33 protein-coding genes are annotated in these 24987 nt (G+C 67.6%); 5 read left to right on the top strand and 28 right to left on the bottom strand.

The window, feature by feature from the left end; all coding sequences use genetic code 11:
• Positions 1–23 precede the first annotated feature (23 nt).
• From rpsQ to EZ313_RS10170, 20 genes are all read right to left on the bottom strand, one after another.
• Complete coding sequence (rpsQ, locus tag EZ313_RS10265; RefSeq protein WP_135263055.1) at positions 24–293, bottom strand: 30S ribosomal protein S17; 270 nt, start codon at positions 291–293, stop codon at positions 24–26.
• A gap of 2 nt (positions 294–295) precedes the next feature.
• On the bottom strand, positions 296–514 hold the full coding sequence (rpmC, locus tag EZ313_RS10260) for a 50S ribosomal protein L29 (protein WP_135263054.1): 219 nt from the start codon (positions 512–514) through the stop codon (positions 296–298).
• A gap of 11 nt (positions 515–525) precedes the next feature.
• Positions 526–942 carry a 50S ribosomal protein L16 gene (gene rplP / locus EZ313_RS10255; RefSeq protein ID WP_135263053.1) on the bottom strand — a complete coding sequence of 139 codons (417 nt, stop codon included), beginning with the start codon at positions 940–942 and terminating at the stop codon, positions 526–528.
• A gap of 2 nt (positions 943–944) precedes the next feature.
• Complete coding sequence (gene rpsC, locus EZ313_RS10250; protein ID WP_135263052.1) at positions 945–1871, bottom strand: 30S ribosomal protein S3; 927 nt, start codon at positions 1869–1871, stop codon at positions 945–947.
• Between the two features lie 16 nt (positions 1872–1887).
• The gene (gene rplV, locus EZ313_RS10245) at positions 1888–2217 is read right to left on the bottom strand and encodes a 50S ribosomal protein L22 (protein WP_135263051.1); all 330 of its coding nucleotides are present in this window, start codon (positions 2215–2217) and stop codon (positions 1888–1890) included.
• Between the two features lie 12 nt (positions 2218–2229).
• Positions 2230–2508 (bottom strand): 30S ribosomal protein S19, encoded by a 279-nt coding sequence (gene rpsS, locus EZ313_RS10240; protein WP_135263050.1) that lies wholly within the window; start codon positions 2506–2508, stop codon positions 2230–2232.
• Positions 2509–2520: 12 nt separating this feature from the next.
• Positions 2521–3345: a 50S ribosomal protein L2 gene (rplB, locus tag EZ313_RS10235; protein WP_135263049.1), complete on the bottom strand. Its 825-nt coding sequence runs from the start codon at positions 3343–3345 to the stop codon at positions 2521–2523.
• A gap of 3 nt (positions 3346–3348) precedes the next feature.
• Positions 3349–3684, bottom strand: a complete 336-nt coding sequence (gene rplW, locus EZ313_RS10230; protein ID WP_135263048.1) for a 50S ribosomal protein L23 — start codon at positions 3682–3684, stop codon at positions 3349–3351.
• Positions 3681–4301 (bottom strand): 50S ribosomal protein L4, encoded by a 621-nt coding sequence (rplD, locus tag EZ313_RS10225; RefSeq protein WP_135263047.1) that lies wholly within the window; start codon positions 4299–4301, stop codon positions 3681–3683. The genes rplW and rplD overlap by 4 nt, the downstream gene beginning before the upstream one ends.
• 15 nt (positions 4302–4316) lie before the next feature.
• Positions 4317–5009 carry a 50S ribosomal protein L3 gene (gene rplC / locus EZ313_RS10220; RefSeq protein ID WP_135263046.1) on the bottom strand — a complete coding sequence of 231 codons (693 nt, stop codon included), beginning with the start codon at positions 5007–5009 and terminating at the stop codon, positions 4317–4319.
• Positions 5010–5190: 181 nt separating this feature from the next.
• Positions 5191–5508 (bottom strand): 30S ribosomal protein S10, encoded by a 318-nt coding sequence (gene rpsJ, locus EZ313_RS10215; RefSeq protein WP_013899628.1) that lies wholly within the window; start codon positions 5506–5508, stop codon positions 5191–5193.
• A 62-nt stretch (positions 5509–5570) separates the two neighbouring features.
• Positions 5571–6761: an elongation factor Tu gene (tuf, locus tag EZ313_RS10210; protein ID WP_135262685.1), complete on the bottom strand. Its 1191-nt coding sequence runs from the start codon at positions 6759–6761 to the stop codon at positions 5571–5573.
• Between the two features lie 217 nt (positions 6762–6978).
• Positions 6979–9081 carry an elongation factor G gene (gene fusA, locus EZ313_RS10205; RefSeq protein ID WP_135263045.1) on the bottom strand — a complete coding sequence of 701 codons (2103 nt, stop codon included), beginning with the start codon at positions 9079–9081 and terminating at the stop codon, positions 6979–6981.
• Positions 9082–9149: 68 nt separating this feature from the next.
• A complete protein-coding gene (gene rpsG / locus EZ313_RS10200; protein WP_055894768.1) occupies positions 9150–9623 on the bottom strand; it encodes a 30S ribosomal protein S7 in 474 nt (157 codons plus the stop codon).
• A 151-nt stretch (positions 9624–9774) separates the two neighbouring features.
• Positions 9775–10152, bottom strand: a complete 378-nt coding sequence (rpsL, locus tag EZ313_RS10195) for a 30S ribosomal protein S12 (protein ID WP_027477404.1) — start codon at positions 10150–10152, stop codon at positions 9775–9777.
• A 180-nt stretch (positions 10153–10332) separates the two neighbouring features.
• A complete protein-coding gene (locus EZ313_RS10190; protein ID WP_135263044.1) occupies positions 10333–11490 on the bottom strand; it encodes a D-alanyl-D-alanine carboxypeptidase family protein in 1158 nt (385 codons plus the stop codon).
• A 17-nt stretch (positions 11491–11507) separates the two neighbouring features.
• The gene (locus EZ313_RS10185; protein WP_135263043.1) at positions 11508–12131 is read right to left on the bottom strand and encodes an alpha/beta hydrolase; all 624 of its coding nucleotides are present in this window, start codon (positions 12129–12131) and stop codon (positions 11508–11510) included.
• 11 nt (positions 12132–12142) lie between these two features.
• Complete coding sequence (locus tag EZ313_RS10180; protein ID WP_135263042.1) at positions 12143–12487, bottom strand: (2Fe-2S) ferredoxin domain-containing protein; 345 nt, start codon at positions 12485–12487, stop codon at positions 12143–12145.
• Complete coding sequence (locus EZ313_RS10175) at positions 12484–13614, bottom strand: VanZ family protein (protein ID WP_135263041.1); 1131 nt, start codon at positions 13612–13614, stop codon at positions 12484–12486. Before EZ313_RS10175 ends, EZ313_RS10180 begins: the two co-directional genes overlap by 4 nt.
• A gap of 10 nt (positions 13615–13624) precedes the next feature.
• Positions 13625–14047 carry a CopD family protein gene (locus tag EZ313_RS10170; protein ID WP_135263040.1) on the bottom strand — a complete coding sequence of 141 codons (423 nt, stop codon included), beginning with the start codon at positions 14045–14047 and terminating at the stop codon, positions 13625–13627.
• 287 nt (positions 14048–14334) lie between these two features.
• Here EZ313_RS10170 and hemB point away from each other — a divergent pair, with 287 nt between their 5' ends.
• From hemB to EZ313_RS10155, 3 genes are read left to right on the top strand one after another with little or no spacing between them, the layout of a single operon-like run.
• The gene (hemB, locus tag EZ313_RS10165) at positions 14335–15336 is read left to right on the top strand and encodes a porphobilinogen synthase (protein ID WP_135263039.1); all 1002 of its coding nucleotides are present in this window, start codon (positions 14335–14337) and stop codon (positions 15334–15336) included.
• A gap of 15 nt (positions 15337–15351) precedes the next feature.
• Entirely contained in the window at positions 15352–16449 is a 1098-nt protein-coding gene (locus EZ313_RS10160) for a magnesium transporter CorA family protein (protein WP_135263038.1), read from the top strand.
• Positions 16449–17183: a DUF72 domain-containing protein gene (locus tag EZ313_RS10155; protein ID WP_135263037.1), complete on the top strand. Its 735-nt coding sequence runs from the start codon at positions 16449–16451 to the stop codon at positions 17181–17183. The genes EZ313_RS10160 and EZ313_RS10155 overlap by 1 nt, the downstream gene beginning before the upstream one ends.
• Here the strand turns inward: EZ313_RS10155 and EZ313_RS10150 are convergent.
• From EZ313_RS10150 to EZ313_RS10135, 4 genes are read right to left on the bottom strand one after another with little or no spacing between them, the layout of a single operon-like run.
• Positions 17174–17824, bottom strand: coding sequence for a glutathione S-transferase family protein (locus tag EZ313_RS10150; RefSeq protein ID WP_135263036.1), 651 nt, complete (start codon positions 17822–17824; stop codon positions 17174–17176). The genes EZ313_RS10155 and EZ313_RS10150 overlap by 10 nt on opposite strands.
• Positions 17821–18696, bottom strand: a complete 876-nt coding sequence (locus tag EZ313_RS10145) for an amidohydrolase family protein (protein WP_240788632.1) — start codon at positions 18694–18696, stop codon at positions 17821–17823. The genes EZ313_RS10150 and EZ313_RS10145 overlap by 4 nt, the downstream gene beginning before the upstream one ends.
• Before the next feature lie 10 nt (positions 18697–18706).
• Positions 18707–19393: a dienelactone hydrolase family protein gene (locus tag EZ313_RS10140; protein ID WP_135263035.1), complete on the bottom strand. Its 687-nt coding sequence runs from the start codon at positions 19391–19393 to the stop codon at positions 18707–18709.
• Positions 19394–19407: 14 nt separating this feature from the next.
• Positions 19408–20013 carry a 2-hydroxychromene-2-carboxylate isomerase gene (locus tag EZ313_RS10135; RefSeq protein ID WP_135263034.1) on the bottom strand — a complete coding sequence of 202 codons (606 nt, stop codon included), beginning with the start codon at positions 20011–20013 and terminating at the stop codon, positions 19408–19410.
• A gap of 64 nt (positions 20014–20077) precedes the next feature.
• On the opposite strand from EZ313_RS10135, the gene EZ313_RS10130 reads away from it, so the two are divergent.
• Both EZ313_RS10130 and EZ313_RS10125 read left to right on the top strand, forming a co-directional pair.
• On the top strand, positions 20078–20824 hold the full coding sequence (locus EZ313_RS10130) for an SDR family oxidoreductase (protein ID WP_135263033.1): 747 nt from the start codon (positions 20078–20080) through the stop codon (positions 20822–20824).
• A complete protein-coding gene (locus EZ313_RS10125) occupies positions 20824–21303 on the top strand; it encodes a MaoC family dehydratase (protein ID WP_135263032.1) in 480 nt (159 codons plus the stop codon). Before EZ313_RS10130 ends, EZ313_RS10125 begins: the two co-directional genes overlap by 1 nt.
• A gap of 76 nt (positions 21304–21379) precedes the next feature.
• Here EZ313_RS10125 and EZ313_RS10120 read toward each other — a convergent pair whose 3' ends face one another.
• The 4 genes from EZ313_RS10120 to EZ313_RS10105 are packed head-to-tail and all read right to left on the bottom strand — an operon-like array spanning position 21380 to position 24948.
• Entirely contained in the window at positions 21380–22027 is a 648-nt protein-coding gene (locus EZ313_RS10120) for an ABC-type transport auxiliary lipoprotein family protein (RefSeq protein ID WP_135263031.1), read from the bottom strand.
• Positions 22024–23001 (bottom strand): MlaD family protein, encoded by a 978-nt coding sequence (locus EZ313_RS10115; RefSeq protein ID WP_135263030.1) that lies wholly within the window; start codon positions 22999–23001, stop codon positions 22024–22026. Before EZ313_RS10115 ends, EZ313_RS10120 begins: the two co-directional genes overlap by 4 nt.
• 13 nt (positions 23002–23014) lie before the next feature.
• Positions 23015–23830, bottom strand: coding sequence for an ABC transporter ATP-binding protein (locus EZ313_RS10110; protein WP_135263029.1), 816 nt, complete (start codon positions 23828–23830; stop codon positions 23015–23017).
• Positions 23830–24948: an MlaE family ABC transporter permease gene (locus tag EZ313_RS10105; protein WP_135263028.1), complete on the bottom strand. Its 1119-nt coding sequence runs from the start codon at positions 24946–24948 to the stop codon at positions 23830–23832. Before EZ313_RS10105 ends, EZ313_RS10110 begins: the two co-directional genes overlap by 1 nt.
• Positions 24949–24987 lie beyond the last annotated feature (39 nt).

The following is a 24987-nucleotide window of genomic DNA, read 5'->3' as shown; positions in this document are numbered from 1 at the left end:
AGAGGCTGCATGCAGAGGCGGGATTAAACCGTCTCGGCCTTCTGGACCAGGCGGGTCGCGACCCAGTTCTTGGTCTTGGAGATCGGCCGGCTTTCGGTGATCTCGATCAGGTCGCCCACATGGAACTCGCCAGTTTCGTCATGGGCGTGGTACTTGCTGGACTTGGCAACGATCTTGCCGTAGAGCTCGTGCTTCACACGACGCTCCACCAGCACCGTCACGGTCTTGGCGCGCTTGTCGCTCACCACCTTGCCGACGAGGGTGCGCTTGAGGGAGGGTCTGGCTTCCGTCATGTTCACTCCTTGTTCGACTTGGCGGCGGATTCCGCGCGCTTCTGGACCAGGAGGGTCTTGGCGCGGGCGATGTCGCGGCGCGTGACGCGCAGCGAGGCGGTGTTGCTGAGCTGTTGCGTCGCCTTCTGCATGCGCAGCCCGAAGTGGGCGCGCTGCAGCGACTTGACCTCTTCCTCGAGGCCGGCAACGTCTTTCTGGCGCAGGTCGGCAGCTTTGGTCATGAGGTCTCTCCTTAGGCGCCGATCATGCGGGACACGAACGTGGTGCGCAGGGGCAGCTTGGCCGCGGCCAGCTTGAACGCCTCGCGCGCCAGTTCCTCGGGCACGCCCACGATCTCGTACAGCACCTTGCCCGGCTGGATCTCGGCGACGTAGTACTCGGGGTTGCCCTTGCCGTTGCCCATGCGGACTTCGGCCGGCTTCTGGCTGATCGGCTTGTCGGGGAACACGCGGATCCAGATGCGGCCGCCACGCTTGACGTGACGGGAAATCGCGCGGCGCGCGGCCTCGATCTGGCGCGCCGTGAGGCGGCCGCGGTCGGTGGACTTGAGGCCGAAGTCACCGAACGCCACGGTGTTGCCACGCGTCGCGATGCCGGTGTTGCGGCCCTTCTGCTCTTTGCGGAATTTCCGGCGAGCGGGTTGCAGCATGTTTACTCTCCTTTACCGTCGGTCGCGGGAGCGGCCGGCGCGGCGCTGACCTTGCGGGGCACGCGCTTAACGGTGGTTTTCGGCGCTTCCGCGCCTCCAGTGGCTTCCTGCGGCTTGTCGCTGCCGTCTGCGGGGGCGGCATTGCTGGTGCCGGCGCCGGCACCGCCGCGAGGACCACGCGACGGACGGCGATCACCGCCGGGGCCGCCACGGCGGTCGCCGTCGCGGCGCGGACCGCGCGGACCGCGGCGCTCTTCGCCCTCGGGACGCGGCGTGCTGTCCAGGGACGGCGCGTCGCTGCGACCCAGGGTGTCGCCCTTGTAGACCCACACCTTGACGCCGATGACGCCGTAGGTGGTCTTGGCTTCGGAGAAGCCGTAGTCGATGTCGGCGCGCAGCGTATGCAGCGGCACGCGGCCTTCGCGGTACCACTCGGTGCGCGCGATCTCGATGCCGTTCAGGCGGCCCGACGACATGATCTTGATGCCCTGCGCGCCCAGGCGCATCGCGTTCTGCATCGCGCGCTTCATCGCGCGGCGGAACATGATGCGCTTCTCGAGCTGCTGGGTGATGCTGTCGGCGATCAGCTGGGCATCGACTTCCGGCTTGCGCACTTCCTCGATGTTCACCGCGACCGGCACGCCCAGGCGGGTGGCGAGTTCCTTCTTCAGGTTCTCGATGTCCTCGCCCTTCTTGCCGATCACCACGCCCGGGCGGGCGGAGTAGATCGTGATGCGCGCGTTCTTGGCCGGGCGCTCGATCAGCACGCGCGAGACCGCGGCGTTCTTCAGCTTGGACTTCAGGTAGTCGCGGACCTTGATGTCCTCGGCCAGCATGCCGGCGAAGTCGCGGTTGTTCGCGTACCAGCGGCTGCCCCAGTTGCGGCTTACCGAAAGACGGAAGCCGGTCGGATGGATTTTCTGTCCCATATCTTTCGCCTGCGCCTTAGTTGCCGACCGTCACGTACACATGGCACGTCGGCTTGCTGATGCGGTTGCCGCGGCCCTTGGCGCGCGCGGTGAAGCGCTTGAGCGTGGCGCCCTGCTCCACGTAGATGGTCTTGACCTTCAGCTCGTCGATGTCGGCGCCGTCGTTGTGCTCGGCGTTCGCGATCGCGGACTCCAGCACTTTCTTGACGATGCCGGCGGCTTTCTTCTGGGTGAATTCCAGGATGTTGAGGGCCTGGTCCACCTTCTTGCCGCGGATCAGGTCGGCCACCAGCCGGCCCTTGTCGACCGACAGGCGGACGCCACGGAGGACTGCACGGGTTTCCATGTTGTCTGCTCCTTACTTCTTCTGGACTTTCTTGTCCGCGGGGTGACCCTTGAAGGTGCGCGTCAGGGCGAACTCGCCCAGCTTGTGGCCCACCATCTGGTCGGTGATGTAGACCGGCACGTGCTGCTTGCCGTTGTGCACGGCGATCGTCAGCCCGATGAACTCGGGCAGGATCATGGAGCGGCGCGACCAGGTCTTGATCGGCTTCTTGTCCTTGGTGGAGACGGCCTTGTCGACCTTGGCCACCAGGTGGTGGTCCACGAACGGACCCTTCTTGAGAGAACGCGTCATCTGTGCGACCCCTTACTTCTTGCGGCGCGCGACGATGAACGTCTGCGTGCGCTTGTTGTTGCGCGTGCGGTAACCCTTGGTCAGGTTGCCCCACGGATCCACCGGCGGCTTGCCCGTGCCGGTGCGGCCTTCGCCGCCGCCGTGCGGGTGGTCGATCGGGTTCATCGCGACGCCGCGCACCGTCGGGCGGATACCCATGTGGCGCTTGACGCCGGCCTTGCCCAGCTGGCGCAGGCTGTGTTCCTCGTTGGCGACCTCGCCGATGGTGGCGCGGCACTCGATGTGGATCCTGCGGACCTCACCGGAGCGCATGCGGACCTGGGCATAGGTGCCTTCGCGGGCCAGCAGCGTGGCCGACGTGCCGGCCGAACGCGCCATCTGCGCGCCCTTGCCCGGCTGCAGCTCGATGCAGTGGATGGTCGAACCCACCGGGATGTTGCGGATCGGCAGCGTGTTGCCCACGCGGATCGGGGCCTCCGAGCCGCTCACCAGCTGCGCGCCGACATCCAGCCCGCGCGGGGCGATGATGTAGCGGCGCTCGCCGTCGGCGTACACCACCAGGGCGATGTGGGCCGTGCGGTTCGGGTCGTACTCGATGCGCTCCACCTTGGCCGGGATGCCGTCCTTGTTGCGGCGGAAATCGACGACGCGGTAGTGGTGCTTGTGGCCACCGCCCTTGTGGCGGGTGGTGATGTGGCCGTTGTTGTTGCGGCCGGCCTTCTGGAACTGCTTCTCGAGCAGGGGCGCGTAGGCCTCACCCTTGTACAGGTGATCGCGCGTGACCTTGACCACGGCACGCTGGCCGGGCGAGGTCGGTTTCATCTTGACGACTGCCATGGTTTACGCAGCCTCCCCGGAGAGGTTGAGCTCCTGGCCCGGCTTGAGCGTCACGTAGGCCTTGCGAACGTTGTCGCGGCGGCCCACCGAGCGGCCGAAGCGCTTGGTCTTGCCCTTGGTGTTGACGACGGAGACGCCCTGGACCTCGACCTTGAACATCAGTTCGACGGCGGCCTTGATCTCGGGCTTGGTGGCGTTCTGCAGCACCTTGAAGGTCACCGCGTTGGTCTTGTCGGCCACGTGCGTCGCCTTCTCGGAGACCACGGGAGCGACCAGGACCTGCATCAGGCGGCCTTCGTCGAACTTGCGTTCGGCGGGAGTGGGGTTCACACGGCTCATGCGAACATCTCCTTGAGCTTGTCCATGGCGCCCTTGGTGACCAGCACCTTCTTGAAGTGCACCAGCGACAGCGGATCGGCGTAACGCGGCTCGACCACGAGCACGTTCGCCAGGTTGCGGGAAGCGAGGTACAGGTTCTCGTCGACCTCGTCGGCGATCACCAGCACCGATTCAAGGTTCATGGCCTTGAACTTGGCGGCCAGCTGCTTGGTCTTGGGCGAATCGACCTTGATGGAGTCCACCACGGCGACGCGGCCCTCGCGGGCGAGCTGGGAGAAGATGGACGCCATGCCGGCGCGGTACATCTTCTTGTTGATCTTCTGGGTGAAGTTCTCTTCCGGGCTGTTCGGGAAGATGCGGCCGCCCCCGCGCCACAGCGGCGACGAGGTCATGCCGGCGCGGGCGCGGCCCGTGCCCTTCTGCTTGAACGGCTTCTTGGTCGAGTGCTTGACCATCTGCCGGTCCTTCTGGGCGCGCGTGCCCTGGCGGGCGTTGGCCTGGAAGGCGACGACGATCTGGTGGACCAGGTCCTCGTTGTATTCACGGCCGAACACGGTCTCGGGCGCATCCACCTTGGACGCGGCCTGGCCCTGCTCGTTCAGGAGTTCGAGTTGCATAGTACTTCGCTCCTGTTACTTGGAAGCAGCCTTCGGCTGCGCGGCGGCCTTTGGCTTGGCCTTGACTGCCGGGCGCACGGTGACGAAACCGCCCTTGGCGCCGGGAACCGCGCCCTTCAGCAGGAGCAGCTGGCGCGCTTCGTCGATGCGGATGACGTCCAGGTTCTGGGTGGTGACGGTCTCGTCGCCCATGTGGCCGGTCATCTTCTTGCCCGGGAACACGCGGCCCGGGTCCTGGGCCATGGAGATCGAGCCCGGCACGTTGTGCGAACGGCTGTTGCCGTGCGACGCGCGCTGCGAGCTGAAGTTGTGGCGCTTGATCGTGCCGGCGAAGCCCTTGCCGATCGAGGTGCCCTGCACGTCGACCTTCTGGCCCACGGAGAACAGCTCGGTCACCGGCAGCGTGGCGCCCGCGGCGTACTTGCCGGCGGCCTCGGCCGTGACGTGGAATTCCCTGATGATCTCGCCGGGCTCGACGCTCGCCTTGCCGAGGTGGCCCGCCAGCGGCTTGGTCACGCGCGACGCCTTGCGCTTGCCGAACGTGACCTGCAGGGCCACGTAGCCGTCGTTCTCTTGGGTCTTGACCTGGGTGACGCGGTTGCCCGACACGTCGACCACCGTGACGGGAACAGCGTCCCCGTCATCGGTGAACAGGCGCATCATGCCCACCTTGCGGCCCAGCAACCCGAGGGAGTTGCTCTGACTCATGTTGTTGCTCCGTTGCTTGCGCCGCAGCCGCTGCAATTGGCTTCTGCGTTTGACGTCCTTCGCGGGAAGAACGGCACAAGAAGGTTGATGAAAGCCTCGCCAAAAAAGGCGAAGCCGCAAATTATAGCCCGCCCCCGGCATTGCTGCCAAGGGCGGGCACTGGCTCAGCTTCTTGTCGCGGTTACTGCAGCTTGATCTCGACGTCCACGCCGGCCGGCAGGTCGAGCTTCATCAGCGCGTCCACGGTCTTGTCGGTCGGGTCGACGATGTCCATCAGGCGCTGGTGCGTGCGGATCTCGAACTGGTCGCGCGAGCTCTTGTTGACGTGCGGCGAGCGCAGGATGTCGAAGCGCTTCATGCGTGTCGGCAGGGGCACCGGGCCCTTGACGATGGCGCCGGTGCGCTTGGCGGTGTCGACGATCTCGGCGGCGGACTGGTCGATCAGCTTGTAATCGAACGCCTTGAGGCGGATGCGGATCTTCTGTTGGGCGGTGGCCATGCTTGTTCCTAATCAGTTGGGGTCAGAGCACATCGCTTCGCGAGTGATCTGACCCCAAAGCTTCATTCCATGATCTTCGCAACGACGCCCGCACCGACGGTCTTGCCGCCTTCGCGGATGGCAAAGCGCAGGCCTTCTTCCATGGCGATCGGCGCGATCAGCTTGACGGTGATCGTCACGTTGTCGCCGGGCATCACCATCTCCTTGTCCTTGGGCAGCTCGATGGCGCCCGTCACGTCCGTCGTGCGGAAGTAGAACTGGGGACGGTAGTTGTTGAAGAACGGCGTGTGGCGCCCGCCCTCGTCCTTCGAGAGCACGTACACCTCGGCGGTGAAGTGCGTGTGCGGCTTGATCGAGCCGGGCTTGCACAGCACCTGGCCGCGCTCGACTTCCTCGCGCTTGGTGCCGCGCAGCAGGATGCCCACGTTGTCGCCGGCCTGGCCCTGGTCCAGGAGCTTGCGGAACATCTCCACGCCGGTGCAGGTGGTCTTGAGCGTGGCCTTCAGGCCCACGATCTCGATTTCCTCGCCGACCTTGATGATGCCGCGCTCCACGCGGCCCGTCACCACGGTGCCGCGCCCGGAGATGGAGAACACGTCTTCCACCGGCATCAGGAACGCACCGTCGATGGCGCGCTCGGGCGTGGGGATGTAGGTGTCCAGTGCCTCGGCCAGCTTCATGATGGCGCCTTCGCCCAGCTCGCCCTTGTCGCCTTCCATGGCCAGCTTGGCGCTGCCCTTGATGATCGGGGTGTCGTCACCGGGAAAGTCGTACTTGGACAGCAACTCGCGCACTTCCATCTCCACCAGCTCCAGCAGCTCGGCGTCGTCCACCATGTCGCACTTGTTCAGGAACACGATGATGTAGGGCACGCCCACCTGGCGGGCCAGCAGGATGTGCTCGCGCGTCTGGGGCATCGGGCCGTCGGCGGCCGAGCACACCAGGATGGCGCCGTCCATCTGGGCGGCGCCGGTGATCATGTTCTTGACGTAGTCGGCGTGGCCCGGGCAGTCCACGTGCGCGTAGTGGCGGTTGGCCGTCTCGTACTCCACGTGCGCGGTGTTGATCGTGATGCCGCGCGCCTTTTCTTCCGGAGCCGCGTCGATCTGGTCGTAGGCCTTGGCTTCGCCGCCGAACTTGCTCGACAGCACCGTCGTGATCGCCGCCGTCAGCGTGGTCTTGCCGTGGTCCACGTGGCCGATCGTGCCGACGTTCACGTGCGGCTTGGTGCGCTCGAATTTACCTTTTGCCATGTCTGTTCCTTAGAAAGAGCAATGCCCGTGTCACTGGTTTAACGTCTGCACCGCACTACCGGTTCCGCGCCACGGGCAACGCGGGGTGTTCGGTCGCAGACGAATTCGAAAAACGTACGCAGAAAACGCAGAGATCACGCAGAAAACGCCGAAGTCTTTGTTGCTTCCGCGCTTTCTGCGTTCTTCCCGCGTTTTCTGCGTACGGCTGTTCGCCGCCTTACTTGGCGCGAGCGGCGACGATCGCCTCGGCCACGTTCTTCGGAGCCTCGCTGTAGTGCTTGAACTCCATGGTGTAAGTGGCGCGGCCCTGCGACATCGAGCGCAGCGTGGTCGAGTAGCCGAACATCTCGGACAGCGGCACCTCGGCCTTGATGGCCTTGCCGCCGCCGGGCATGTCGTCCATGCCCTGCACCATGCCGCGGCGGGACGACAGGTCGCCCATCACGTTGCCGGCGTATTCCTCGGGCGTCTCGACTTCCACGGCCATCATCGGCTCGAGGATGACCGGGCTGGCCTTCCGGGCGCCTTCCTTGAAGCCGAAGATGGCGGCCATCTTGAACGCCTGCTCCGACGAGTCCACGTCGTGGTACGAACCGAAGTGCAGCGTCACCTTGACGTCCACCACCGGGTAGCCCGCCAGCACGCCGGTATTGAGCGCTTCGATGACGCCCTTTTCAACCGCCGGGATGTACTCGCGCGGCACCACGCCACCCTTGATGGCGTCGACGAACTCGAAGCCCTTGCCGGCCTCGTTCGGTTCCAGCTTGAAGACGACGTGGCCGTACTGGCCCTTGCCGCCGGACTGGCGCACGAACTTGCCTTCGGCCTCGGGCACCGCCTTGCGGATGGTTTCACGGTAGGCCACCTGCGGCTTGCCCACGTTGGCTTCCACGCCGAACTCCCGCTTCATGCGGTCGACGATGATCTCCAGGTGCAGCTCGCCCATGCCGCCGATGATGGTCTGGCCGGACTCTTCGTCGGTGTTGACGCGGAACGACGGATCCTCGGCAGCCAGTCGCTGCAGGGCGACGCCCATCTTCTCCTGGTCGGCCTTGGTCTTGGGTTCGACGGCCTGGCGGATCACCGGCTCGGGGAACACCATGCGCTCCAGCGTGACGATGGAGGTCGGGTCGCACAGGGTTTCGCCCGTGGTGACTTCCTTCAGGCCCACGCAGGCGGCGATGTCGCCGGCGCGGATCTCCTCGACTTCCTGGCGGTTGTTGGCGTGCATCTGCACGATGCGGCCGATGCGCTCCTTCTTGCCGCGCACGGGGTTGTAGACGCTGTCACCCTTGGACAGCACGCCCGAGTACACGCGCACGAACGTCAGCTGGCCCACGAACGGGTCGGTCATCAGCTTGAACGCCAGCGCCGAGAACTTCTCGTTGTCGTCGGCCTTGCGGGTGGTGGGCTGCTCGTCCTCGTCCATGCCCTTGACCGGGGGAATGTCCACGGGGGAAGGCATCAGTTCGATGACGGCGTCCAGCATGCGCTGCACGCCCTTGTTCTTGAAGGCGGTGCCGCACAGCATCGGCTGGATCTCGCCGGCGATGGTGCGCGTGCGCAGGCCCAGCGTGATCTCCTGTTCCGTCAGGTCGCCTTCCTCGAGGTACTTGTTCATCAGTTCCTCGGAAGCTTCGGCGGCCGCCTCGACCATCTTCTCGCGCCATTCCTTGGCGGTCTCCACCAGGTTGGCCGGGATTTCCTCGAAGGTGAACTTCATGCCCTGGGACGCCTCGTCCCAGATGATGGCCTTCATCTTGCGCAGGTCGACCACGCCCGTGAAGTTCTCCTCGGCGCCGATCGGGATGACGATGGGCACCGGGTTGGCTTTCAGGCGCAGCTTCATCTGATCGTAGACCTTGAAGAAGTTGGCGCCGGTGCGGTCCATCTTGTTGACGAACGCCAGGCGCGGCACCTTGTACTTGTTGGCCTGGCGCCAGACCGTCTCGGACTGCGGCTGCACACCGCCCACGGCACAGTACACCATGCAGGCGCCGTCCAGCACGCGCATGGAACGCTCCACCTCGATGGTGAAGTCCACGTGGCCGGGGGTGTCGATGATGTTGATGCGGTGCTCGGGAAAGGACATGTCCATGCCCTTCCAGAAGCAGGTGGTGGCGGCCGACGTGATCGTGATGCCGCGCTCCTGCTCCTGCTCCATCCAGTCCATGGTCGCGGCGCCATCGTGCACTTCGCCGATCTTGTGGTTCACGCCGGTGTAGAACAGGATGCGCTCGGTGGTCGTGGTCTTGCCGGCGTCGATGTGCGCCGAGATCCCGATGTTGCGATAGCGCTCAATGGGCGTTTTGCGGGCCATGATGATCTTTCCTTGAAAACGGACAGGGCCCGCTCGTGGCGGGCCCGTTCCTCAGATGGGGACGGTTGTTAGAAGCGGAAGTGGCTGAAGGCCTTGTTGGCCTCGGCCATGCGGTGCACTTCGTCCCGCTTCTTCATGGCGCCGCCACGACCTTCCGTGGCTTCCATGAGTTCGTTGGCCAGGCGCAGGGCCATCGACTTCTCGCCGCGCTTCTTCGCGGCCTCCTTGAGCCAGCGCATCGACAGCGCCAGGCGCCGCACCGGGCGCACTTCCACCGGCACCTGGTAGTTGGCGCCGCCGACGCGGCGGGACTTCACCTCGACCATCGGCTTGACGTTGTTGATGGCCATGGTGAACGCCTCGACCGGGTCACGGCCGGGGTTCTTCTTCTCGATCTGCTCGAGCGCGCCGTAGACGATGCGCTCGGCGACCGCCTTCTTGCCGCCTTGCATGATGACGTTCATGAACTTGGCGAGCTCGACATTGCCGTACTTGGGATCCGGCAGGATTTCACGCTTAGGGACTTCGCGACGACGTGGCATTTCTATTCACCTCTCAATTGCTTCAGCTGGCTGGTCCCTTCCGGGGGCCTGGGGAGCCAAATCGGGCTTCCCGCTTACTCGACCCGACAGCGGGTCACTACGCTTCGATTCGCCTGCCGAGCGAATGAAGCACCGACAAACGAAAAACTCTTTAGGCCTTCTTCGGGCGCTTGGCGCCGTACTTGGAGCGGGCCTGCTTGCGATCCTTGACGCCCTGCAGGTCCAGCGAGCCGCGCACGATGTGGTAGCGCACGCCCGGCAGGTCCTTGACGCGGCCGCCGCGCACGAGCACCACCGAGTGCTCCTGCAGGTTGTGGCCTTCGCCGCCGATGTAGGAGATGACCTCGAAGCCGTTGGTCAGGCGCACCTTGGCGACCTTGCGCAGCGCCGAGTTCGGCTTCTTCGGCGTCGTGGTGTACACACGGGTGCACACGCCCCGGCGCTGGGGGCTGTTCTGCATCGCGGGCGACTTGGATTTGGTCTTTTCGACCTCCCGCCCCTGACGCACCAGTTGGTTGATGGTTGGCATTGAAGAAAAACGTCCCTAAACGTCTGAAAAAAGGCGCGGCGCAAGAGCGTGCGGCGCGCGCGTGAATTTCCCCGCCCCAATCGCGGGAAAGCCCGCCAGTATAGCCCGCAGCGGGTCTTCCCGCAACGCTCGGCGGTGCGCCGAAGGCAGCGGCGGGGAGCGAAGGCCCTTACGGCCGGGCTACTTCACCCACAGCCGCACGGCGTCCCAGGCCCGGCCGACCACGCCGGCCTGCCCCACCGCCTCGAGGGCGACCAGCGGCACCTCGGTGACGGGCCTGTCGCCGGCGAGCACCTTCAGCGTGCCGATCTGCTGGCCCTTGGTGAACGGCGCGACGAGCGGATCCGGCCGCGCCACCGCCGTCTTCAGCTGGGTCGCCGTTCCAGCAGGGACCGCCACGACCAGCGGCTGCGGCCGGCCGAGCTTCACCTGGTTGGCCGTGCCCTTCCAGACCTCCGGCGTCACGACGGCCTGGTTCGCGTCGAACAGCTTGATGCCTTCCCACGCTGTGAAGCCCCAGTTCAGCAGCTTCTGCGATTCGTTGGCCCGCACGTTCTCGCTGCTGGTGCCCAGCACGATCGACAGCAGGCGGCGCCCCGGCAGGTTGGGGAAATCGCGCTTGGCCGTCGCGACGAGGCAGTAGCCCGCGGCTTCGGTGTGGCCCGTCTTCAGTCCGTCGACCGTGGGATCGCGGAACAGCAGCATGTTGCGGTTGGTGTCGTTGGCTGTCGGCGTGCCCTGGAACCGGTACTTGCGGATCGAGTAGTAGCTGACGAAGTCGGGGAAGTCCTGGATCAGCCGTCCGGCGAGGATGCTCAGGTCGCGCGCGGTCGTGGTGTGGCCGGGCGCCGTCAGGCCTTCGGGATTCTTGAACGAGGTGGACTTCATGCCGAGGGCCTTGGCCTGCTCGTTCATCAGCTCCACGAAGCGCTCCACCGTTCCGCCGACGCCTTCAGCCAGTGCGACGGTGGCGTCGTTGCCCGACTGGACGATCATGCCCTTGATCAGGTCTTCCACCGGCACCTGCATGCTGGGGTCGATGAACATGCGCGAGCCCGGCATCTTCCAGGCGCGCACGCTCACGGGCAGCGTCTGCTGCAGCCTGATCTTCTTCGCGCGCAGCGCGTCGAACACCAAGTACGCCGACATCAGCTTGGTGAGCGAAGCGGGCTCCACCGGCGAGTCGATCTCGCGGCCGGCCAGAACCTGGTTGGCGCTCAGGTCCACCAGCAGGTAGCTGCGGGCGGCGATCTCGGGAGGTTGCGGCGCCTGGGCGCCGGCGGCGAAGCAAAGGAGGGCGAGCAAGGGCGCGGCGAGCGCCTTGGCAAGTCGATTCATCGTGGAGGGGACCGGGTTCAGGAACGGAGGTGGCGCGCCACCAGGGTTTTCAAAAGCGGCAATTGTCCGTGAAAGAAGTGCCCGCCCCCCGGGACGACGGTGACCGGAAGTGACTGAGGCCGCGCCCAGTCCATGACGGATTGCAACGGCACCGTGTCGTCCTGCTCGCCGTGGACCACCAGCGTGCGCTCGTGCGCGTCCTGCGGCAGCGTGGAGACGGAAAAACGCGACGCCGCCGTGCCCACCAGGATGACCTTGCGCACCTCGCGGGCGCTCCAGAGCGCCTCCACCACGCGGCTCGTGACGAACGCGCCGAAGGAGAAGCCGGCCAGCGCGATCGGGCCTTCCGGCGCGATCGCCTCCACCAAGGCACGCATGTCTTCGGTCTCGCCGCGGCCTTCGTCGTGCACCCCGGCGCTCGCGCCGACGCCGCGGAAGTTGAACCGCACCGCGCTCCAGCCGCATTGCACGAAAGCGCGCGCGAGCGTCTGCACCACCTTGTTGTCCATGGTGCCGCCGAACAGCGGATGTGGATGCGCGATGAAGGCGACGCCCGCGGCGGCTTGCCCGGGATCGTCCCGCAGCACTTCGATCGCCCCGGCGGCGCCCTGCACTTGCAGCCGCTGCGTCTGCGAATTCATTGCGGCGGCGGTCAGCGACCGAGGTGCGGCGGCGTGAGCAGGCGTTCGACCACGCGGCCGTTCTTCAGGTGCGACTCGACGATCTCGTCGATGTCCTCCTGGTCCACATAGGTGTACCAGACGGCTTCGGGGTAGACCACGGCGACCGGGCCGGCCGCACAGCGGTCCAGGCAGCCGGCCTTGTTCACGCGCACCTTGCCGGGGCCCGCCAGCCCCTGCGCCTTGACCTGCGACTTGCAGCGGTCGAATGCGGCCTGCGCGTTGTGGTCGGCGCAGCAGTTCTCGCCGTTCTCGCGTTTGTTCAGGCAGAAGAAGATGTGGCGCTCGAAGTAGGAGGGCCGGTCCGGGGAACTCATTGCGGGATTCTAGGCCGCGGCTCCGAGGAGGAGACCCGCACCAGCACATAGGCCAGTGCCACGTAAGGCCACAGCCATCCCAGCCACTGCACCAGCCCATGGAAGCGGATGAAGCGGCCCTGCTCCCAGGTCTGCAACGTCTGCGTGAAGTACGCGCTGGCGGGCGCCTGGTTCAGGAGAGTCAGGTGCACCACCAGCGCCAGCAGCACGAGCGCGGCGCAGCCCCGGCGCGGCAGGGGCAGCAGCACGAAAGCGAGGGCGAGCCCGGTGAGCAGGCCCAGTCGCACCGGAAGACTCAGCCACGCCCACGCGTGCGCCGGGCCCCAGCTCAGCGCCGCGGACAGCGCGGTGGCGCCGATCCCCATCGCCACGAGGAATGCGGCGAAGATCGCGCGCCGCGGAACCGAGCTCATGACGGAATACGCCAGCAGGCAGGGCGCGAGGACGCCCAGCGCCACGCAAAGCAGCTCGCTCCCCTGGACCAGCGGCTGCAGTTCCACATCGCGCACCGGCAGCCATTCGAGGAACGGCGTGTCCATCAGCCATTCCGCCACCGCGGCCTCCAGCCGCTCGAAGACCTGGCCCAGGCCGAGCGGAACCGCGGCGGGAAAGAGCAATGCGATCGGCCACAGCGCCAGCAGCACCAGCGCGCCGCGCGCCTCCTCGACGAACCAGCGCAGGCGAAACCGGCTCCAGTGGTCGACCGCACCGAGCTTCTCGAGCGCGCCCGCAAGCGCGGCTCCGAGCAAGGTGCCCAGCGCGTTCAGGCCGAAATCCAGGTTGGACGGCACTCGCGACGGCAGGTAGGTCTGCAGGGCCTCCATGCAGAAGGCGAGCGCGGTGCCTCCCAGCGTTGCGAAAGCGATCGCGCCCCAGCTGCGCGTTGCGTCCGGCGTTTCCACCCTGCGCAGCACCGAAAGCCCGAGCAGGAATCCGAGCGGCAGGTAACCCGCGGTATTCGCGGCGAGGTCGAAGCCGGTCCAGTACCGCGGCCAGGGGCTGGAGAGAAAGGCGAAGGCCGAGATGCCCTGGTCTCGCCAGTCGTCGAACGGGTAGAGGCTCGCATAGACGATCAGCGCCGCATACGCCTGCGCGAGCGGCCATGCCGAGGTCTTGCGTGCCGTCATCCCGGCGGCCTCAGAACGGCTTGACGACCACCAGCACCACCGCGGCCAGCAACAGCAGCACCGGCAGTTCGTTGAACCAGCGGTACCAGCGATGGCTTCGCGCGGGACCACCGGCGGCGAACTTGCGCAGCATGACCGCGCACGCATGGTGATAGCCGATCACGAGCAGCACCACCGCGAGCTTCGCGTGCATCCAGCCGCTGCCGCGCCCGATGCCGTAACCGAGCCAGAGCCACAGGCCGAACGCAAGCGCCGGCACCGCCAAGAGGGTCGTGAAGCGAAGGAGCTTGCGCGCCATGAGCAGCAGCCGGTCGCGTTCGGCGCCGGAGCCCGGCGCCACCATCGCGAGGTTCACGTAGATGCGGGGAAGGTAGAAAAGCCCCGCGAACCAGCTGGCGACGAAGACGATGTGGAGGGCTTTGACCCAGAGCATGGCGCGAGAGTGTACGGAAGGGTTCCCCTGAGCCCGGCCGTGGCGCGCACAAAAAAAACCCCGGCCCAATGGCCGGGGTAGGAAGCCTTTTTGCTGTCACACATTAAGGCGCCCGCTCAGGGAGGAAAAGCGGGGGACGGCAAGCCGCCCGGGGCGTAATCTAACAAACCCCGCTACCCCTTTCAAGCTGGCCGCCGTTTCGCTCCCGGATGCGTTATCCGCGACACGTCGTGCGCCCCCGCGCGCAACACGCGACCTTCGCAGGGCAAAACGGCACAATTCCCTCCATGGTCCTGCACGCCCCCTACCCCCACGGCCGCCCGCGGCGCCTGCGCCGCGACGAGTTCACTCGCAACCTAGTTCGCGAGAACGCCCTCACGGCCCACGACCTGATCTATCCCGTGTTCGTGCTCGATGGCGCCAGGCGCCGCGAGGCCGTCGCCTCCATGCCCGGCGTGGAGCGACTCAGTCTGGACCTGCTGCTGCCCGTGGCCGAGGAATGCGTGAAGCTCGGGATTCCCGCGCTGGCGCTGTTCCCGGTGATCGATCCTTCGCTGAAGGCGCCCGATGGCCGTGAGGCCTGCAACCCCGAAGGCCTGGTGCCGCGCGTGGTGCGTGGCCTGAAGCAGCGCTTCCCGACGCTGGGCGTGATGACCGATGTGGCGCTCGATCCGTACACCAGCCACGGCCAGGACGGCCTGCTCGACGAGACCGGCTACATCCTCAACGACGAGACGGTGGAGGTGCTCACGCGCCAGGCGCTGGTCCAGGCCGAGGCCGGCGTGGACATCGTCGCGCCCAGCGACATGATGGACGGCCGCATCGGCGCGATCCGCAAGGCGCTGGAGTCGCGCGGCGCGATCCACACCCGCATCATGGCCTACAGCGCCAAGTACGCGAGCGCGTTCTACGGCCCGTTCCGCGATGCCGTGGGATCGGCCGGGAACCTGGGCAAGAGCGACAAGAAGGTCTACCAGATGGATCCGGCCAACAGCGACGAGGCCCTGCGCGAGGTCGCGATGGACATCGCCGAAGGCGCCGACATGGTGATGGTCAAGCCCGGCATGCCGTACCTGGACATCGTGCGCCGCGTGAAGGACGAATTCCGCATGCCCACCTTCGTCTACCAGGTGTCCGGCGAGTACGCGATGCTGCAGGCGGCCGTGCAGAACGGCTGGCTCGCGGGCGAAGCCGTGATGATGGAAAGCCTGCTTGCGTTCAAGCGCGCCGGGGCCGACGGCGTGCTGACCTATTTCGCGCTGGAAGCGGCGCGGCGACTGCGCGCCTGAGGGACAAGGCGGCGGATGCACATCGTCGAATTCACACGCGGCACGCTTCGCTTCCTCGACGAGGTGCCGGCCCAGGCGCCGGCCGACGGCTTCATCTGGATCTATCTCGACCGCGAGGAGCTCGCCGGAGAACTGCCCCGCGTGCAGGGGGCGGCAGCGCGACTGGGCGGCTCGCCGCTGCTGGACCTGCACGTGAAGGACCTCGCCAACCGCGCGCATCCTTCCCACTACGACTACACGTCCATCTACGACTTGGTGGTGTTCCGGCGTCTGGCCACCGCGGAGGAAGTCGACCGCGAACTGCAGGAACATCCCGCGGAGACACCGTCCGCCCTCGTGAGCTTCCATCGCATCCGCACGCGCGCGGTCTGTTTCGTCGTGTTCGACCGGCTGCTGATCACCGTTCATCCGCAGGACTGCTTCACGGCGAGGTCCTTCATCGCGCGCTACCTGTCCGATGCCGTGCAGGCCGAGAACCACGCCGGCGGCCGCAGCCGCCTGCCGTTCAGCCCGTCCGACCTGATGCTGCGCATGGTGAACGTCATGGTCGACAGCTACCTGGAACTGCGCAAGCAGCTGAGCGCGGAGATGGACGACTGGCAGCTGGAGCTGCTGCGCCCCGGCGCCGATTTCCGCGGCTGGAGTGCGCTGATGGTTGCGCGCCGCGAGCTGCACCTGCTCGAGGACCTCTGCGAGGAGCAGAACGACGCGATGCAGGAATGGCTGGACACCGCGCGCGAGCAGCCGCCGGCCCACCTCTCCCAGGCCGAGCGGGACAGCCTGATGGCCCGCGCGCGCGACGTGATCGAGCACATCCAGCGCGTGGTGCACCAGGTGCGCCGCATGGAAGAGGGCGCCGAGAGCGTGGTGCAGATCCACTTCTCCGCGCAGAGCAACCGGACCAACAACACCATGCGCGCGCTCACCGCGCTGACGGCCATCTTCCTGCCGCTGAACCTGATCACGGGCATCTTCGGCATGAACTTCGAGTTCATGCCCCTGCTGCGCAACCCGGCCGGTTTCTGGGTGACGGCGTCCACGATGCTCGCGGTCGTGGCTTCCCTGAGCCTGTTGTTCTGGCGCAGGCGCTACCTGGAACGCAGCGAACGGTGATGCGCCGGCCGGTGCGCATCGGCTGCGCCGGATGGCAGCTTCCGCTGGCCGTGCAAGCGGCCTTTCCGCCCGGCGACAGCCACCTGCGGCGTTATTCCGCCGTGTTCGGCGCCAGCGAGATCAACTCCTCCTTCCACCGGCCGCACCGCCGATCCACCTACGAGCGGTGGGCCGACAGCGTGCCCGAAGGCTTCGCGTTCTCGGTCAAGGTGCCCAAGGCGATCACGCATGAACGGCGGCTCGTGGACTGCGATGCGCTGCTGCGGGAGTTCTTCGGGCAGTGCGCGGGCCTCGGGGACCGGATGCGTTGCGTGCTGGTGCAATTGCCGCCCAGCCTGGCTTTCGACGCAGCGGTCGCGGATGGATTCTTCAGCGCGCTCGCGGACTGCTTCGGCGGCACGGTGGCCCTGGAGCCACGCCATGGCAGCTGGTTCAACGCCGAAGTCGACGAGTGGCTGGCCGAACGCCGCGTCTCGCGCGTGCTGGCCGACCCCGTGCGGCACGATGCCGGCCGCAGGCCCGGCGGATGGACTCAGCTCGTGTACCTGCGGCTGCACGGTTCGCCGCGCACCTACTACTCGTCGTATGCCGACGACGTGTTGCGACCGCTGGCCGATCGCATCACGCTCGAAGTGCAGGCCGGGCGCGAGGTCTGGTGCATCTTCGACAACACGGCCGGGCAGGCGGCGGCCGGCGACGCGCTGCGGCTGCGCGGCTTTCTCGGTCAGACGTAAGGCGGCTGCAGGCCTTCGTTGTCGAGGACGCGACGCACCGCCGGCCGCTCGAGCATCCTCAGGAGGTAAGGACCCAGGTACGCGCGCTCCCGTGCGCGGCCGCTGTCGAAGTTGCGCGTCCAGCGGCACAGCGTGAACACATAGGCATCGAGTGCCGTGTAGTGCTCGCCCATGAACCAAGGCCCGCCGCTGCGCGCCAGTTCGGCATCGAGCTGGTCGAGCAGGGTCCAGATCCTTTCCTTCGCACGCCGCCGCACCTGCGCCGCGCCGGCTGCGTTGCCTTCGTCGACCCAGCGTTCCGGATAGAAGTAGACGATCAGCGTCGCCTGCAGCGTGTTGGTGAGCCATGCGAGCCACTTGTAGAAGTGGCTGCGCTCGGTGCTTCCAACAGGCGGCGCAAGCCGCGACTGCGGATGCGAATCGCACAGGTGCAGCACGATCGCCGCCGTCTCGTACAGCACGAGATCGCCTTCCACCAGCACCGGGATCAAGCCATTCGGGTTGAGACGCAGGTAGTCCGGCTGCTTGTGCGCATCGGCCATCCGGTCGACGTGCACGCGCTCGTACGGAACGCCGATCTCCTCCAGCACGATGTGCGGCACCATGGCCGCGGTGGCCGGGTAATGGTGCAGCCGGATCATGGCTGCTGCAGCCCGAACAGGCCCGCCGCGTTGGCCCACGCCAGCTTGCGGGCGACGTCCGCGGGCAGGTCGCCGAGCCAGGTGCGGTAGGCGGCCATGAGCTGGTCGTAGTACTGCCAGCGCTGGTTGATCCAAGTGTCCGAGCCGATGACGAAGCGGTCCGGGTACTTCAGCAGGAGCCGGCGCCAATCGGGGCAGAGCTTGCCCGACTCGCAGGTGAGCCCCGGCCGGTAGGACAGCTCACCCACCAGCAGCGGGTACCTGGCCATCAGCTCGTCGACCCGCGCCACCGGCGCGCCGCCGATGCCCGTGTGTGCCCAGATCAGCCGCACGCGCTGACCCCGCGACGCGGTGTGCGCCATCAGCAGGTCCACCGCCTTGTCGTCGATGTGCGCGAGCACCGCCAGCTGCCGCTCCTCCGCGAGCTGCATCAGCTTGCGCGCGACCGGGCCGTCGGCATTGGCGCTGTCGTACAGGTGGAACTCGCCGATGCCGCGGAACGGCCCGGAGCCGGTGCCGCGCGCCAGCTCGCTCTGCACCATCGTGTAGATGCTCTCATCGCGGAACCAGTTGCCGTAATCCTCGCGGTTGCGGTACAGGCGTACGAAGGGCACGACCGTCACGCCCGCCGCACGCGTCTGGGCCGAGCCGGCCAGCGCATGCGTGCCGTCGTTCGGCCGCGAGTTGGCGATGATGCCGCGCACGCCGTTGCGCTGCATGCGCGCGAGCACGTCGCCCAGCGGGTGCGGACCCTGCGCCGCCTCTTCGTTGTAGTGCAGGTGCGCGTCGAACAGCGGTCCGGTGTAGTCGGCCGCTAGCGCCCAGGCGGCGGAAAGTGCGAGCGCCGCCAGCGCCGTCGTTCTCGCGAACAGGCGCCGCACGTCAGCCGGCAAGGTGCTGGGCGAAGAACGCCAGCGAACGCTCGCGCGCCTGCTTTGCCGCGGGCTCGTTCCACGAGCCCCGCTGGTCGCAGTTGAAGCCGTGGTCCGCCGCGTAGACGTGGACCTCGACTTCGGGATGCGCCTTGCGGAAAGCCTCCACGCCCACCAGCGGAATGAAGTGGTCCCGTTCGCCGAAGTGCGCGAGCACCGGCACCTTGGGCCGCCGCGCGGACTCGTCCGGCGTGGTCATGCCGCCGCCGTAGTAGCAGACCGCGGCCGACAGGCCGTCCAGCGTGCAGGCCGCGCGCCAGGACAGCAGGCCGCCCCAGCAGTAGCCGACGATGCCGACCTTGCCCGCCTGCGCGGCATGCTGGATGGCGGCCTGGATGTCCTGCATCACGCCTGGCGCGGGCAGCGCTTCCGCCGCGGCCTTGAGCGCGCGGCCGGCGCCCATGTCATCTTCCGAATAGCCCAGCTCCACGCCCGGCTTGAGCCGGTGGAAGGTGGAAGGCGCCACCGCGAGGTAGCCCTCCTTCGCGTAGCCGTCGGCCACCGAACGGATGTGGGAGTTGACGCCGAAGATCTCCTGCAGCACCACGACTGCACCCTTGGCCTTGGCCGCGGGCTGCGCCACATACGCCGGGAAAACGAAGCCATCGGCGGCCTTCAGGTCCACGAAAGCACCCATTCCTTGTCTCCTTGTCAGTTGATAGACCGCAGCTTGCGCTCGAGGAAGTCCAGGCGGTCCTGGCCCCAGAAGATCTCGCCGTGGACCACGTAGCTTGGCGCACCGAAGACGCCGGCGTCAATCGCGGCCTGCGTGTTCGCCTCGTAGGTCTGCTGCACGCTCGCGTCGCGGCTCTGCTCCAGCCGCGCGGCCGGCAGGCCGCATTCGGCGAGCAGTTCGCCCAGCACCTGCGCGCTGGCGATGTCGCGCTCCTGCCGCCACACCGCGCCGAAGACTGCGCCACAGAGCTTGAACGCTGCATCCGCACCATCCGCGCCTTCCACCGCGGCGATCAGGCGATTGGCATCGTCGGCGGCCACCGGGAAATGCTTCGGCTGCACGTTCAACGGAATGTCCAGGAATTGCGAGAAGCGCCTGAGCTCGACCAGCCGGTAGGCCTGCCGCTGCGGCGCGCGCTTGGGCAGCGGCAAGCCGCCGCTGACGGGAAAAACCTTGCCGTAGTCGGCCGGCCGCACCCGCACCTGCGCGCCGGCCTCGCGCGCCATGCGCACGAAACGATCGTGGCCGAGGTAGGTCCACGGGCTCTGCGCGGTGAAGTAGTAGTCGATGGCGGCCGCCATGGAGTCTCCTGTCCTTTGTTCTAATCGGCCGTTATCGTAGTCGTCCAGCGGCAAGGAGGTGCAGGTGGAACGGGTGGTCCTGATCACGGGTGCGAGCCGGGGCATCGGCGCGGCGACGGCACGGCTCGCGGCGGCGCGGGGCTGGTCGGTCGCGGTCAACTACACGGCGAACGAAGAAGCAGCGCAACAGGTGGTGGAAGCGGTGAAAGCCGCCGGCCGCCGCGCGACCGCGGTGCAGGCCGACGTCGCCGATGAGCGCCAGGTCGTGCGCATGTTCGAGCAGGTCGATTCGCAGCTCGGCCGGCTGACGGATCTCGTGAACAACGCCGGCGTCGTCGACGTCGCCGCGCGCGTCGACGAGATGAGCGGCGAGCGCCTCCAGCGCATGTTCGGCATCAACGTGATCGGCTCGATTCTCTGCGCACGCGAGGCGGTCCGCAGGATGAGCACACGGCACGGCGGAAGCGGCGGCGCGATCGTCAACGTCTCCAGCGCGGCGTCGCGGCTGGGTTCGCCCGCGCAGTACGTGGACTACGCCGCGGCCAAGGGCGCCATCGATGCGTTCACGCTGGGCCTGGCCAAGGAAGTGGCCGCGGAAGGCATCCGCGTGAACGCCGTGCGGCCGGGCCTCATCGAGACCGACATCCATGCTTCGGGCGGCATCCCCGACCGCGTGAAGCAGCTCGCGCACCACGTCCCCATGCAGCGCGGAGGCACCGCCGACGAAGTGGCGCAAGCGATCGTCTGGCTGCTCTCGCCCGAAGCGAGCTACACGACCATGAGCCTGCTCGACGTGTCGGGAGGGCGGTGATGGCGATCCGCTGGTACTGGGAAGACCTGCAGCCGGGCAGCGTGCGCGATCTCGGCAGCATCACGCCCACGGCGCAGGAGATCCGCGACTTCGCCGCCAAGTTCGATCCGCAGCCGTTCCACCTGGATGAAGAGGCGGGCCGCCGATCGGTGTTCGGCGGCCTGTGCGCCAGCGGCTGGCACACCTGCTCGATGGCCATGCGGCTGACCGTCGACAACTTCCTGCGTGAATCCAGCAGCATGGGCTCGCCCGGGCTGGAGAACATCCGCTGGATGAAGCCGGTCTACCCGGGCGACACGCTGACGCTCAAGCACCGCACGCTGGAATCGCGGCCGCTCAACAGCCGGCCCGAGATCGGCCTGGTGCGGGCCGTCTGGGAGATGTTCAACCAGCGCGGCGAGCAGGTGCTGCACATGGAAGGCTACGGCATGTTCAAGCGCCGCACGCCCGCCGCGCCCGCCGCGCCCGCCTCGACCTGAGAGCGCGGGCCGTCTCGCGGCGCTCGCCGTGGAAGTGCTGTTCCCGGCGCTCGCGGGCTGAACGCCGCGACAGCGCTCACGGAGCAACGCGCGACTGCAGCAGCCATTGGCTGATGTCCGCGGCCGCCGCATCCGTGGCTTCGGTCAGCGCCCGCACGCCGCCCGAGGCGTCCTGCGTCGGTGCCACGCCCTGCACCGCGATGCTGCGCTGCCCCAGCAGGCGCTCGCCGCCGGGGGTGCTGGCGAGAAGCGTGGCGCGCAGGCGGATGACGCCGCGGCTGTTGGTGGGCGAGTCGAACACATGGGCGAACTCTTCGAGCTCCATGCGCAGCAGGTAGAGCGCCTGCCCGGTTTCGCGGGTGAGCGTGGCGCTTTCGTCGAGGTTGAGCACCGGACGCTCGCGCCCGAGCTGCTGGCGCAGGCGCTGGCGCACCAGCTGCGGGGGCGGCGCGCTCCAGCGCGATTGCGAATAGGCGCGCAGCTGGTGGTCGTCCGCGTACGCGAGCCGGTACAGCACCGCGGAGCCTTCCAGCGCACCCGAGGCCTCGATCTCCGGCACCACCAGCGCGATGCGCGGGCCCGGCCGCTCGATCGGGGGCGTGATCGGCGGCAGCGGGCCCATGTCGAACAATGAGGGGCGCACCGGGCGGTCGACGATGTTGGCGCAGCCGGCCAGCACGGCCATCGACAGCACCGTGGCCGCGCCGCGCAAGAAGCGGCTCATCGGCTGCCTCCCGGGGCCGTGAAGCCCTGCTCGCCCGGGCCGGGGTCGATGCGGCCCGTGCCGAAGATCAGGGACTGCGGGTTGTCGTTGATGGCGTTCACCGTGCGGCTGAGCTGGCGCACCGCGCGCGACGTGTCGTCGCTCACCTGGTTCAGGCGCGGCAGCGTGGCGGTGTTGAAGGAATCGGCCGCGCGCGACAGCGCTTCCGTGCCTTCGGCCAGCCGGTCCATCGGCCCGTTCTGCGCATTGAGCCGTTGCGCCGTGCGGTTGATCTCCGCGAACGTGGAGCGGGCCGCGTCCGACGTTTCGCGCAAGGATGCAAGCGCGGCGTCGCTGCGGCGCACCAGCGACGGGATGTCGACCCGCTGCGGGCCGAACTGCGCCGTGAGCGTCGCGTCCAGGTTCTTGCTCAAGGCGGTGATGCTGGCGGCGGCCTGGGTCACGCTGTCCAGCGTGCTGGCCACCTTCTTCTCGTTGGTCTCGGACACGATGCGGTTGACCCGCGTGGTGATCTGCTCGACCTGGTCGAGGATCGCTTCGCCGCGCGATGCAAGCTTCGCCAGCAGCCCCGGGCGCAAGGGGATGCGCGGCGGCACTTCGTCGTTCGGCTCGAGCAGCGCAGAAGGCTGGCCGCTGTCGTCCAGCTGCACGAACGCCAGGCCCGTGACGCCCTGAAACGAGAGCGTCGCGAAGGTCTCGCGCGTGATCGGCGTGCCTTCCTCGATGTTCATCCGCACCAGCACGTTGCCCTGGTTCTTCGCATCGAAGCCGATGGCGGTGACCTTGCCGACGTCGACCCCGCGATAGCGCACCGGCGCCTGCTCCTGCAGGCCGGTGACCGACTCGCGGGTCGAGATCTCGTACGCGTGGCGCTCGCCGCCTTCGCGGGTCAGCCAGGCCCCCAGCAGCAGCAGCAGGGCGGCCAGGGCCAGGACGAAGAGGCCGGCGGCGAGGGCGTGGGCTCTGTTTTCCATAGCGGTTCGGCTCCTAGACGGCGAACGGGTGCTCGCGCAGAAGTTCCATGGCGCGCTGCCCGCGCTGCCCAAGGAAGAAATCATGCACAAACGGATGCTGGAACGCGATCACTTCCTTCGGCCGGCCGCTCACGATCACCTTGCGGTCGGCCAGCACCGCGATGCGAGTGGACAGCTCGAAGAGCGTATCGAGATCGTGGGTCACCATGATCACGGTCAATGCCAGGTCGCGGTGAAGCGCGCGCAGCAGCGTGACGAAGCCGTCGGAACTCTCCGGGTCGAGGCCCGCCGTCGGTTCATCCAGCAGCAGCAGCGGCGGGTCCATGATCAGAGCGCGCGCCAGCGCCACCCGCTTGATCATGCCGCCGGAGAGGTCGGCCGGCATCTTGGACGCGTCCTCGGGCTGGAGGCCCACCATCTGCAGCTTGACCATCGCGGCCTCGCGCACCAGCGGCCGGGGCAGCGTGCGCAGTTCCATGAGCGGGAACGCGACGTTCTCCAGCACGGTGAACGCGGAGAACAGCGCGCCGTGCTGGAACAGCATGCCGATGCGGCTGGCGGCGCCTCGACGGCCCAGCTGCTCGACCGGGCGTCCGAGCACCCGGATCTCGCCCGCGGCGGGCCGCTCCAGGCCCAGGATCTGCCGCAGCAGCACCGTCTTGCCCGTGCCCGAGCCTCCCACCAGCGACACCACCTCGCCGCGGTGCACGGTGAAATCCAGGTTGTCGTGGACGACGAAACGGCGGCCCGGCAGCTCGAACTCGGTGCGAAGGCCGCGGATCTCCACCATGGGCTGACCCTCCTCGGGCAGCACCGGCACGGGCGCCATCAGAAGCCCACCTCCTGGAAGGCCACCGCGAACAGGGCGTCGACCAGGATCACGACCGTGATCGACGTGACCACCGAGGCGGTGGTGCCCCGCCCGAGGCTCTGGGTGTTGGGCTCGACCTGCAGGCCGTAGTGGCAGCCGATCAACGCAATCAAGAGGCCGAACACCACCGACTTCGAAGTGGCCAGCACCAGGTTGCCGAGCTGCACCGCCTCGGGCAGTGCGTTCAGGAAGTACGTGGGCGTGATGCCCAGCGAGACGTCGGCGGCCAGCATGCCGCCGGCCAAGGCGGACAGCGTCGTCCACACGCTCACGAGCGGCATGGCGATGGCGAGCGCCATCGCGCGCGGCAGCACCAGCCGGAAGCTGTGCGAGATGCCCATCACGCTCATCGCGTCGAGCTCATCGGTCACGCGCATCACGCCGATCTGCGCGGTGATCGACGACCCCGAGCGGCCCGCCACCAGGATGGCCGCCAGCATCGGCCCCAGCTCGCGGATGAGCGCGACACCGAGGATGTTGACGATGTACGCGTCGGCGCCGAACTGGCGCAACTGCTTGGCGGTCAGGTAGGCGAGCACCACGCCGATCAGGAAGCCGACCAGCGCCGTGATGGGCAAGGCCGTCGCGCCGATGTGGTACAGGTGGCCGGAGAAATCGCGCCAGGGACCTTCGTGCGGCGCGCGCGCAAGCCGCAGGGCGTCGATCGCCAGCTGGCCGGTCAGCCGCACGAAACCGCGCAGCTGGTTGGTTTTCTCCAGCACCGCTTCGCCCAGCGCGAGATAGCGGCCGCGCCAGTCGCGCCGCTCGCGCCGCGGCGGTGCGGCGGCGAACTGCTCGACGCGCTGCAGCACCGCGCTGTGCGCCGGCAACAGCTGCAACTGGGGCGGCCGCCGGCCGCCCCAGTGGTCCCAGAGCAGCTGGGCGCCGACGTGATCCAGCTGTTCGGCCCCGCGCAGGTCCCAGGCGGCGCCTGGGCCGAAGCGCGCCAGGCTCTTGCGCAATTGCTCGAGCAGGCCCGGCCGGGCGAACTGCGCGGCCGTCCACTGGCCCAGCACCCTCGCCTTCGCGCCGCCCCCGGCGGGGGTTTCGAGGCGGGGCGTCGTGGCTTCCTGCATGAGTTACTTGGGAACTTGCAATGCTAAGGCAGTCCCTCT

This window comes from Ramlibacter henchirensis, assembly GCF_004682015.1.
GTDB classification, from domain to species: Bacteria; Pseudomonadota; Gammaproteobacteria; order Burkholderiales; family Burkholderiaceae_C; genus Ramlibacter; species Ramlibacter henchirensis.
This window is presented reverse-complemented; position numbering and strand designations above follow the sequence as displayed.

What these genes read in the sequence shown, in the direction of transcription:
- rpsQ (WP_135263055.1), bottom strand. Translation starts at nt 293, where the DNA reads ATGACGGAAGCCAGACCCTCCCTCAAGCGCACCCTCGTCGGCAAGGTG.
- rpmC (WP_135263054.1), bottom strand. Translation starts at nt 514, where the DNA reads ATGACCAAAGCTGCCGACCTGCGCCAGAAAGACGTTGCCGGCCTCGAG.
- rplP (WP_135263053.1), bottom strand. Translation starts at nt 942, where the DNA reads ATGCTGCAACCCGCTCGCCGGAAATTCCGCAAAGAGCAGAAGGGCCGC.
- rpsC (WP_135263052.1), bottom strand. Translation starts at nt 1,871, where the DNA reads ATGGGACAGAAAATCCATCCGACCGGCTTCCGTCTTTCGGTAAGCCGC.
- rplV (WP_135263051.1), bottom strand. Translation starts at nt 2,217, where the DNA reads ATGGAAACCCGTGCAGTCCTCCGTGGCGTCCGCCTGTCGGTCGACAAG.
- rpsS (WP_135263050.1), bottom strand. Translation starts at nt 2,508, where the DNA reads ATGACGCGTTCTCTCAAGAAGGGTCCGTTCGTGGACCACCACCTGGTG.
- rplB (WP_135263049.1), bottom strand. Translation starts at nt 3,345, where the DNA reads ATGGCAGTCGTCAAGATGAAACCGACCTCGCCCGGCCAGCGTGCCGTG.
- rplW (WP_135263048.1), bottom strand. Translation starts at nt 3,684, where the DNA reads ATGAGCCGTGTGAACCCCACTCCCGCCGAACGCAAGTTCGACGAAGGC.
- rplD (WP_135263047.1), bottom strand. Translation starts at nt 4,301, where the DNA reads ATGCAACTCGAACTCCTGAACGAGCAGGGCCAGGCCGCGTCCAAGGTG.
- rplC (WP_135263046.1), bottom strand. Translation starts at nt 5,009, where the DNA reads ATGAGTCAGAGCAACTCCCTCGGGTTGCTGGGCCGCAAGGTGGGCATG.
- rpsJ (WP_013899628.1), bottom strand. Translation starts at nt 5,508, where the DNA reads ATGGCCACCGCCCAACAGAAGATCCGCATCCGCCTCAAGGCGTTCGAT.
- tuf (WP_135262685.1), bottom strand. Translation starts at nt 6,761, where the DNA reads ATGGCAAAAGGTAAATTCGAGCGCACCAAGCCGCACGTGAACGTCGGC.
- fusA (WP_135263045.1), bottom strand. Translation starts at nt 9,081, where the DNA reads ATGGCCCGCAAAACGCCCATTGAGCGCTATCGCAACATCGGGATCTCG.
- rpsG (WP_055894768.1), bottom strand. Translation starts at nt 9,623, where the DNA reads ATGCCACGTCGTCGCGAAGTCCCTAAGCGTGAAATCCTGCCGGATCCC.
- rpsL (WP_027477404.1), bottom strand. Translation starts at nt 10,152, where the DNA reads ATGCCAACCATCAACCAACTGGTGCGTCAGGGGCGGGAGGTCGAAAAG.
- EZ313_RS10190 (WP_135263044.1), bottom strand. Translation starts at nt 11,490, where the DNA reads ATGAATCGACTTGCCAAGGCGCTCGCCGCGCCCTTGCTCGCCCTCCTT.
- EZ313_RS10185 (WP_135263043.1), bottom strand. Translation starts at nt 12,131, where the DNA reads ATGAATTCGCAGACGCAGCGGCTGCAAGTGCAGGGCGCCGCCGGGGCG.
- EZ313_RS10180 (WP_135263042.1), bottom strand. Translation starts at nt 12,487, where the DNA reads ATGAGTTCCCCGGACCGGCCCTCCTACTTCGAGCGCCACATCTTCTTC.
- EZ313_RS10175 (WP_135263041.1), bottom strand. Translation starts at nt 13,614, where the DNA reads ATGACGGCACGCAAGACCTCGGCATGGCCGCTCGCGCAGGCGTATGCG.
- EZ313_RS10170 (WP_135263040.1), bottom strand. Translation starts at nt 14,047, where the DNA reads ATGCTCTGGGTCAAAGCCCTCCACATCGTCTTCGTCGCCAGCTGGTTC.
- hemB (WP_135263039.1), top strand. Translation starts at nt 14,335, where the DNA reads ATGGTCCTGCACGCCCCCTACCCCCACGGCCGCCCGCGGCGCCTGCGC.
- EZ313_RS10160 (WP_135263038.1), top strand. Translation starts at nt 15,352, where the DNA reads ATGCACATCGTCGAATTCACACGCGGCACGCTTCGCTTCCTCGACGAG.
- EZ313_RS10155 (WP_135263037.1), top strand. Translation starts at nt 16,449, where the DNA reads ATGCGCCGGCCGGTGCGCATCGGCTGCGCCGGATGGCAGCTTCCGCTG.
- EZ313_RS10150 (WP_135263036.1), bottom strand. Translation starts at nt 17,824, where the DNA reads ATGATCCGGCTGCACCATTACCCGGCCACCGCGGCCATGGTGCCGCAC.
- EZ313_RS10140 (WP_135263035.1), bottom strand. Translation starts at nt 19,393, where the DNA reads ATGGGTGCTTTCGTGGACCTGAAGGCCGCCGATGGCTTCGTTTTCCCG.
- EZ313_RS10135 (WP_135263034.1), bottom strand. Translation starts at nt 20,013, where the DNA reads ATGGCGGCCGCCATCGACTACTACTTCACCGCGCAGAGCCCGTGGACC.
- EZ313_RS10125 (WP_135263032.1), top strand. Translation starts at nt 20,824, where the DNA reads ATGGCGATCCGCTGGTACTGGGAAGACCTGCAGCCGGGCAGCGTGCGC.
- EZ313_RS10120 (WP_135263031.1), bottom strand. Translation starts at nt 22,027, where the DNA reads ATGAGCCGCTTCTTGCGCGGCGCGGCCACGGTGCTGTCGATGGCCGTG.
- EZ313_RS10115 (WP_135263030.1), bottom strand. Translation starts at nt 23,001, where the DNA reads ATGGAAAACAGAGCCCACGCCCTCGCCGCCGGCCTCTTCGTCCTGGCC.
- EZ313_RS10110 (WP_135263029.1), bottom strand. Translation starts at nt 23,830, where the DNA reads ATGGCGCCCGTGCCGGTGCTGCCCGAGGAGGGTCAGCCCATGGTGGAG.
- EZ313_RS10105 (WP_135263028.1), bottom strand. Translation starts at nt 24,948, where the DNA reads ATGCAGGAAGCCACGACGCCCCGCCTCGAAACCCCCGCCGGGGGCGGC.